Annotated in this window: 7 protein-coding genes; 1 reads left to right on the top strand and 6 read right to left on the bottom strand. The window is 30.9% G+C overall.

Features of this window, described 5'->3' with window-relative positions:
• Window positions 1–294: 294 nt before the first annotated feature.
• The 4 genes from MPF19_RS17850 to MPF19_RS17835 form a co-directional block, all read right to left on the bottom strand.
• Window positions 295–870, bottom strand: a complete 576-nt coding sequence (locus tag MPF19_RS17850) for a hypothetical protein (RefSeq protein ID WP_249989653.1) — start codon at window positions 868–870, stop codon at window positions 295–297.
• Window positions 871–1,000: 130 nt separating this feature from the next.
• Window positions 1,001–1,975: a tRNA modification radical SAM protein MnmL/YtqA gene (gene mnmL / locus MPF19_RS17845; RefSeq protein WP_249989651.1), complete on the bottom strand. Its 975-nt coding sequence runs from the start codon at window positions 1,973–1,975 to the stop codon at window positions 1,001–1,003.
• A gap of 290 nt (window positions 1,976–2,265) precedes the next feature.
• Window positions 2,266–3,279, bottom strand: a complete 1,014-nt coding sequence (gene galE, locus MPF19_RS17840) for a UDP-glucose 4-epimerase GalE (protein WP_203391924.1) — start codon at window positions 3,277–3,279, stop codon at window positions 2,266–2,268.
• Window positions 3,280–3,386: 107 nt separating this feature from the next.
• Window positions 3,387–4,535 (bottom strand): DegT/DnrJ/EryC1/StrS family aminotransferase, encoded by a 1,149-nt coding sequence (locus MPF19_RS17835; protein WP_203391925.1) that lies wholly within the window; start codon window positions 4,533–4,535, stop codon window positions 3,387–3,389.
• Between the two features lie 98 nt (window positions 4,536–4,633).
• Between MPF19_RS17835 and MPF19_RS17830 the strand changes: the two genes are divergently transcribed.
• On the top strand, window positions 4,634–7,018 hold the full coding sequence (locus MPF19_RS17830) for a penicillin acylase family protein (RefSeq protein WP_249989648.1): 2,385 nt from the start codon (window positions 4,634–4,636) through the stop codon (window positions 7,016–7,018).
• Window positions 7,019–7,265: 247 nt separating this feature from the next.
• Here the strand turns inward: MPF19_RS17830 and MPF19_RS17825 are convergent, their stop codons facing one another.
• Together MPF19_RS17825 and yihA are read right to left on the bottom strand one after the other, a co-directional pair.
• Window positions 7,266–7,952: an RluA family pseudouridine synthase gene (locus MPF19_RS17825; protein WP_203391927.1), complete on the bottom strand. Its 687-nt coding sequence runs from the start codon at window positions 7,950–7,952 to the stop codon at window positions 7,266–7,268.
• Between the two features lie 6 nt (window positions 7,953–7,958).
• The gene (yihA, locus tag MPF19_RS17820; RefSeq protein ID WP_203391928.1) at window positions 7,959–8,570 is read right to left on the bottom strand and encodes a ribosome biogenesis GTP-binding protein YihA/YsxC; all 612 of its coding nucleotides are present in this window, start codon (window positions 8,568–8,570) and stop codon (window positions 7,959–7,961) included.
• Window positions 8,571–8,584 lie beyond the last annotated feature (14 nt).

Genomic DNA, 8,584 nt, shown 5'->3' with positions numbered 1-8,584 from the left:
AGCTGCTTTAGCAGAATAGATTTTTATGAATTATTTATAAATAAAAAACGAACTTGAGAAAGTTCGTTTTTTTAGACTAATTTTTTGGTTTCGTTAACGTCTCGGCTATGGTTAGTACGGGATTAAAATTAACTAATCTTTTCAGACTAGCACTTAGCCATTTTATCTTTTCATTTATAAAGCCAAATCAAAAAAAAATGGCGGACTTGGTTTAAAATTCTAACCTTTGAGTTAGTCACCAAAACCCGTATTAACTATAGCCATTGTTGTACTTTCGTTTTTTTTAAAATTGATTTAATTCTTTGTTCCCCGTATACTGATCCTTTTTATCTTAGTTGAGGGTTTAATTTTTGATTCATCAATTTCATAAGTACCAAAGTAAGTGTCCAATAGAAATGATAAGCCTCCTACACGACTATTTGTTCGACTTTCAATTTCACTTCCGTGAGTTTCTAAATTGGGGTAGTATTTTTTTAAGTCTTCGTATGTTGAGCCAATACTAATTCCTTCTTTTGTTTTATAATTCGGTGCACTAATTTCTATCCTACCAATAATATTATCTGTCTTATGTTTTGGAAATATAAACGCAATTTTTTTTCCATTATCATCTAATAATACATATCCAGGGAAAAAACCTTCTCCATTTTCCTGAGTTTCTTTTTTTATATTTTTTGATTTTAAGTTGATTGAGTCCCCAATTTTAAGTCCTAAAAAACTATTTTCTGTAATTATAAGCGACTTATTATTTTTTTCTTCTACTTCCGTTTCATTTATTGTTCCTTGGTCAGTTTGTTTTTTGATACTTTTTTCTTTGCAGGAAAAAAATATTACTGAAATAATTGTTAAAATTAAAAAAAATATTTTTTTCATAGTTCTTGTTTTTTTTAATGAAGTACAACTCTAATGATATCAAATCGTTTCAATGTTTTATATCAGAAGTTAACGAAGTTAGTTTTTTTTAAATTTAGAATCAAACCAAATTAGCTTTTTTTTGTTGTCTTTAAGCTGTAATTAGCGTGTTTTCTTTATTCAATTTTTTCGGATAAGGATTATAATCTTTCCCTTGCCAAGTATTTTCTAACTCCATTTGTTTATCAATTTTAGCAACCATTTCAAAGTTTTTAAGTCCGTTCCATTTTGGTGCAATTAGCAAATCTATTGGTGCCTGACTGATAAAACGTTCTATAACAATATCTGGCCTAAGTAAGGCAACAAATTGAGTTATAAACGCAATGTAACTCTCAGGTGTAAAAAGATTAAAATCTTCTGGATTTCGTTTGTATTGAGAGGCCATGATAGATTGCTTTACAATCTGCAAATGGTGTAATTTTAAAGTGTCTATCGGTAACTTAGAAATTTCAATGGCATGGTTTAATAAATCCTCTTTGGTTTCTCCTGGTAAGCCGATAATTAAATGAGCACCTAAATGAAAACCTTTGTTTTTACATTTATTAAAAGTAGCAATACTATCATCATAAGAATGACACCTGTTTACTTTCTTTAAAGTATTGTTTAAAGTGCTTTCCACTCCGAATTCTAGGGAAATAAAATGTGTTTTTGATAAAAAGGATAAGTAATCGATCACTTCATCCGAAATACAATCGGGTCTGGTGCCAATAACCAATCCAATTACATTGGGAACGCTTAAAGCTTCCTCATACATTTTTTTTAGAGATTCAAAATCTGAGTAGGTATTTGTGTACGCTTGAAAATAAGCTAAATATTGCTGCGTTTTGTATTTGCTAGAAAAACGAGAAATGCCTTCTTGTAATTGTTGTTTAACACTTTTGTTAGGTTCGCAATAATCTGGGTTAAAGGTATTGTTGTTGCAATAGGTGCAACCTCCGTATCCTTTAGAACCATCTCTATTAGGACAAGAAAAGCCAATATCTAAAGATATTTTTTGCACTCTTTCTCCGAAGTTAAGTTTTATAAAGGAGGAGTAATCTAAATAGCGTTTCCCTGTGATTTTCATGAAAAGTAGGATTGATAAATTATAGAAATTAATTTGTAGAATATTTTTGCTTTTATATTAGTTCCCTATGCAATTTTTATTAAAACTCACTACTATTGAAATGTTTTGTACATGATTTTTTTTAGTGAGTTAATTGGAGTCTAAAAAAACAAAACTGCATGTTATCTTTTCTACTTGTAATTTTTTTTGATCTGGAACTGACATAGCTAAATTTAACAACTTGTTGTTTAGTAACAGAATTGCTCTAAAGCAAAAAAAACTCCAATCGGTAAAGATTGGAGTTTTTAATATTATTTATTTTGAGCTAGTTGCCATTTCCAAGAAGAGGCCAATGCTTCTTCTAAAGTTTTTTCTGTTTTCCAGTTCAATTCTTTATTGGCAATAGTAGTATCTGCATAAGCAGCAGTAATATCACCTTCTCTTCTAGGAACAATTTTATAATTTAAAGATTTTCCAGAAGCTTTTTCAAAAGCTTTAATTACTTCTAATACAGAACTTCCTTTTCCCGTACCTACGTTAAAGTATTCAAATGCTTTTTTATTATTCTTTTTAATTAAACGTTGTAAAGCGGCAATGTGTGCTTTTGCTAAATCTACAACATGTATATAATCACGAACCGCAGTACCATCTACAGTATCATAATCATCACCAAAAACAGATAATTCATCACGCATACCTGCAGCGGTTTGTGTAATATATGGAATTAAGTTTTGAGGAACTCCTAAAGGCAATTCTCCAATTTTAATTGATGGATGCGCTCCAATTGGGTTAAAATATCTTAAAGCAATAATATTTAAACCATGTGCTTTACTAGCATCTCTTAAAATTTCTTCGCCAATTTGTTTGGTGTTTCCGTAAGTAGATTCAGCTGCTTTTACAGGTGCATTTTCTGTAATAGGTAACTCATCTGCTTGTCCGTAAACGGTACAAGAAGAAGAAAAGATAAAGTTATCTAATTTTCTATCTCTCATTTCTTGTAATAAATACACTAAAGAACCTAAGTTGTTTTCGTAGTAATCTAAAGGTTTGTGCATGCTTTCTCCAACCGCTTTAAAAGCAGCGAAATGGATCATTCCATCTACTTTATTGTTATCGAAAAAGTTTTTCACATCACTTTTAATTCTTAAATCAATTTGATGAAAATCTGGTTTAATACCTGTAATAGATGTAATGTTGTCTAAAACACCGATAGATGTGTTAGATAAATCATCGATAATTACTACTTCAAAACCTTCGTTTTGTAATTCTACAACGGTGTGAGAACCAATAAATCCTAATCCTCCTGTAACTAATATTCTTTTCATTATGTTTTATTTATACGTCATTAAGAGGAAGTATGACGAAGTAATCTGTTTGGTTGTTTTTGAGATTGCCACGTCACTCCTCCTCGCAATGACGTGGCAATTACTTTTTAATTTACAAAATCTAAAATAGTTTTTGTAATAAACTCTAATTGTTCTTTGTCTAATTCTGTATGCATTGGTAAAGAAATTACCGTTTTTATCAACTCATTAGTTACAGGGAAATCACTTTCGTTGTAACGAGTGTCTGTGTATGCTTTTTGAGAGTGTAATGCTACAGGATAATAGATTGCATTCGGAATTCCTTTTTCTAATAAGTGCTTGTGTAAATCATCTCTTTTTCCGTTGGTAATTTGTAACGTATATTGATGAAAAACGTGGCAATCACAAGTATCACAAATTTCACCACAAGCAGACGTTGTTGGTGTAATAATATGTTTAGATACAGATAAAGCTTTGTTGTAAAAACGAGCAGCATTTCTTCTAGCTTCGCAATAGGTGTCTAATAAAGGTAATTTTGCTTTTAAAACACCAGCTTGAATAGAATCTAAACGAGAATTTACGCCCACTACGTCATGGTAATAACGTGTGTACATTCCGTGATTTACAATTCCACGAATGGTATGAGCAAGTTCGTCATCATTTGTAAAAATGGCACCACCATCTCCATAACATCCTAAGTTTTTAGAAGGGAAAAAAGAAGTTGTACCTACATTTCCAATCGTTCCTGCTTTCTTTTTTGTGCCGTCTTTAAACGTGTAGTCTGCACCAATTGCTTGCGCATTGTCTTCAATTACAAAAAGATTATGCTCTTTTGCTATTTCTAAAACTGCATCCATATTTGCTACTTGTCCGAATAAGTGAACAGGTACAATGGCTTTGGTTTTAGGAGTAATTGCTCTTTTTAAAGCTTCTATGTCTATGTTGTAGGTTTTTGCATCTACATCCACTAAAACAGGAGTCAATTTTAACAATGCTATTACCTCTACGGTTGCAGCAAACGTAAAATCTGCAGTAATTACTTCATCACCTTGCTCTAAACCTAGTCCCATCATTGCTATTTGCAAAGCGTCGGTTCCGTTAGCACAAGGTATTACATGCTTTACATTTAAATATTTTTCTAAATCTGCTTGAAACTCATGAACTAATGGGCCGTTTATATACGCAGAGGTATTTAAAACCTGTTCTATAGAAGAGTTTACAGTTTCTTTTATTTGTTGATATTGACCTTGTAGGTCTACCATTTGAATTTTTTTCATATAAAAAATTTTGCTCATCAAAAATACGAACTTACTTTCATTTTCTTTGTAGTTATCCGTAAATAATAATTCTGTTATCTTTGAAAAAAATCAATTTTATGAAGTTTTTAAGACGTTTTTTAAAAATTCTGTTAATTCTTGTGGTGTTGGTGGTTGTTTTTGTTTGGTTGTACTCTAAAACGTATCACCCAAATTATTCTGGTGAGCTAGAATTGAAAAATATTTCTAATAAAGTAACGGTATATTTTGATGATGTTGGGGTACCTCATATAAATGCTCAAAATCAAAAAGATGCTTATGTAGCTTTGGGGTATGTGCATGCGCAAGATAGATTATGGCAAATGGAATTGATGCGTAGAATTGCTGCGGGAAGGTTGTCTGAGATTTTTGGAAAAGATTTGGTGAGAGTCGATCAGTTTTTTGGAGGATTAGGAATTGAAGAAGCTGCAAATAAAACGATTGCAGGTTTGGATAAAACAGCTGAATCTTATATTTTAACGCAGGCATATCTAAACGGAGTAAATCAATTTATTGAAGAAGGAAAAACACCTTTAGAATTTACGTTAGTAGGTGTAAAAAAAGAAAAATATACCCTCAAAGATATTTATAATGTATTCGGTTATATGTCCTTTAGTTTTGCGGCTGCTCATAAAACAGATCCTTTATTAACAGAAGTTAAAGAGAAATTAGGCGCTTCTTATTTAAATGAGTTGTTAAGTAAGAATCCTGATTATTTAACAATAATAAAAACCAGTTTACCAGATAAAATAGAGGCAACATTTTCTAAAACAGTTGCTTCTATTATGGATGAATTACCGATTTCTCCTTTTATAGGAAGTAATTCTTGGGTACTTGCTCCGGAAAAAACAAAGAATGGAAAAGTAATTTTCGAAAATGATCCGCATATTGCATATTCGCAACCTTCTGTTTGGTATCAAAATCATATTAAAACACCCGATTTTGAAATTTATGGATTTAATATTGCATTGATGCCATTTCCTTTATTAGGTCATAATCATGAATATGCATACGGTTTAACAATGTTTGAAAATGATGATGTAAATTTTTATGTTGAAGAAGAGAACCCGGAGAATTCTTTAGAATATAAAACAGAAAATGGGTATCAGAAGTATGAGCTAAGAGACAAAACGATTCATGTAAAAAATGAAAAAGATACTTCTTTTCAGGTAAAGGTTAGTAAACATGGACCGATAATGAATGGTTTAATAGAGCATATTAAGGATAAAAGACCTATTGCAATGAATTGGATTTACACGCAATTACCAAACGAAATGTTAGATGTTTCTTACGGAATTTCTCATGCAAATTCTTTAAAGGATTTTAGAAATTCTGTAGCAAGAATTCATGCACCCGGTTTAAATGTAATGTATGGAGACGCTAAAGATAATGTAGCTTGTTTTTCTTCGGCCAAATTGTATGAGTTAAGAGACGGTTTGTCTACCAAAACGTATTTAAATGGTGCTTCTGGAGAAGATGAAATTTTAGAGTTTTTGCCTTTTGATGAAAATCCACAAGCAATAAACCCGAGTTGGAATTACGTGTATTCTGCCAATAACCAAGTAGATTCTGTAAAAGGTAAAATATATCCTGGTTATTATTTACCTGAAGATAGAGCAAAAAGAATTGTAGAATTATTAGAGCAGAAAGATGATTTTACAAAAGAAGAGGTTGCAAATATGACGTACGATGTAAAATCATCTACAGTGCCAGATATTATTCATAATTTGTTAAAAAATGTGGATAAATCGGAGTTGTTAGCATCAGAAAGAAAAGCGTTTTCTGAACTTGAAAATTGGGATGGAAACTATTTAAAAACAGCTGTTGGGCCAACCATTTACAATCGTTTTTTATATGAATTTTTAAGAGCAACTTATAAAGACGAGTTGGGTGCTAGTTTTAATTTGTTTATCAATTCTAACTTGCAAGATAAAGTATTACCGAATCAAATAAATAGAAAGAATTCTGTTTGGTGGGATAATATTGCTACGAAAGATAAAATTGAAACCAGAAGGGATATTGTTCAAGCATCTTTTAAAAGTGCTTTTTCTTTTTTACAAAATCAGTTAGGAGCAAATGTAGATGATTGGACCTGGAATAGAGTTATTTCTGTAGAATATGAACATGCAATAGGAAAAGCAGGTGGTTTGTTACGTAAACTGTTTAATATAGGTCCGTATGAAACTATTGGTGGAAACGAGGTGATTAATAATCAAATTTTTAAATTAGATAGTACAGGGTATTATAAGGTTACAGCAGGACCGTCAACAAGAAGGGTTATCGATTTTTCTGATGTAGAAAATAGTATAGCAATTGTACCAACAGGGCAATCTGGAAATGTGTTTAGCAAGTATTATAAAAATCAAACTAAAAGATATTTAGAAGGGAAGTTTGTAAGGATGAAACTGAATCAGGCTGAAATTGAACAGAGTAAAAATATTTTAGTTTTTAAGCCAATGAAATAGTAGGGATTGTTGTAATTATTCTAAAATAATTCTTAGAGGTGAAGCATATACCCAGTTTTGTCATTTCGAACTTTTGAGAGAAATCACATAAAGTAGCTCAATTTTGTGTAATCACAGTTATGAGATTTCTCCTATTGTCGAAATGACAACTGTTATGTGGTTTGCATTCAGATTGATATTTCTCCTATTGTAGAAATGACAATTGGAGTATAGAATGATATTCGGAGTTGTTTTTTAAAGGAAAAAACTACAAACAAGCGTTCCAAATAACTTCTTTTGGCGTTGGTGCAGTAATGTTAATTTCGTCTTTAGTTACAGGATGTATAAATTGAATTCTGCGGGCATGTAAATGAATACTTCCATCTTTATTACTTCTGTCAAAACCATATTTTAAATCTCCTTTTATAGGGCTACCAATGTTAGATAGTTGCGATCTAATTTGATGATGTCTTCCTGTTTCTAAATCAATCTCTATTAAAGAATAATTGTCTAGTTTTTTGATAACAGCATAATGAAGAATTGCTTTTTTACTTCCATCAATTTCTTTCGGATACGCGGTAGATTTATTGTTTTTTGGATTCTTTCTTAAATAATTAATTAAGGTGTCTTTTTCTTTCTTCGGATGATTTTTTACAACAGCCCAATACGTTTTGTGAATCGTTTTATCTCGAAGCATCTTATTTAAACGTTCTAAAGATTTAGATGTTTTAGCAAAAATAATAATACCAGAAGTAGGTCTGTCTAATCGGTGTACAACACCTAAATATACGTTTCCAGGTTTATTGTATTTATCTTTAATGTATTCTTTTACAACATCACTTAAAGGTTTATCACCCGTTTTATCACCTTGTGTAATATCGCCTGCGCGTTTATTTACAATGATAATATGATTGTCTTCAAATAAAATTTGTAAATTTTCTTTAGTAGAATGCATTATTGATTATTTAAAATCTTTGGCAACGTCTTCATTAACACTATCAATAAAATTTAAAAATTCATCTCTACCTAATCCTGTAGAAGAAGAGGTGATAAATGACATCGGAAGTGTTTCCCAAGTGTTTAATAATTTCTTTTTATAAGAAGTAATTTGTTTGTTTAATTTAGAGCTACCTAATTTGTCTGCTTTGGTAAAAGCAATACAAAACGGAATTTGGTTTTCACCTAAAAACTTCATGAACTCTAAATCAATTTTTTGAGGATCGTGTCTAGAATCAATTAAAACAAAAGTACAAACTAGCTGCTCTCTTTCTTTAAAGTAGTTTTCTATAAAAAACTGAAAAATGGTTCTTTTCTTCTTAGAAACTTTAGCGTAACCATAACCAGGTAAATCTACTAAAAACCACTCATCATTTATTTTAAAATGATTGATAAGTTGTGTTTTACCAGGTTTACCAGAAATTTTGGCTAAATCTTTGCGTTCCATTAACATATTAATTAATGAAGATTTACCAACATTAGAACGTCCAATAAATGCATATTCTGGCATTCTTTCTTGTGGAGCCTTGGTAACATTACTGTTACTCATTACAAAATCTGCAGATCTAATTTTCATGATATAGTATAAGG

This window comes from Polaribacter sp. Z014 (genome assembly GCF_023555435.1).
GTDB lineage: Bacteria > Bacteroidota > Bacteroidia > Flavobacteriales > Flavobacteriaceae > Polaribacter.
This window is presented reverse-complemented; position numbering and strand designations above follow the sequence as displayed.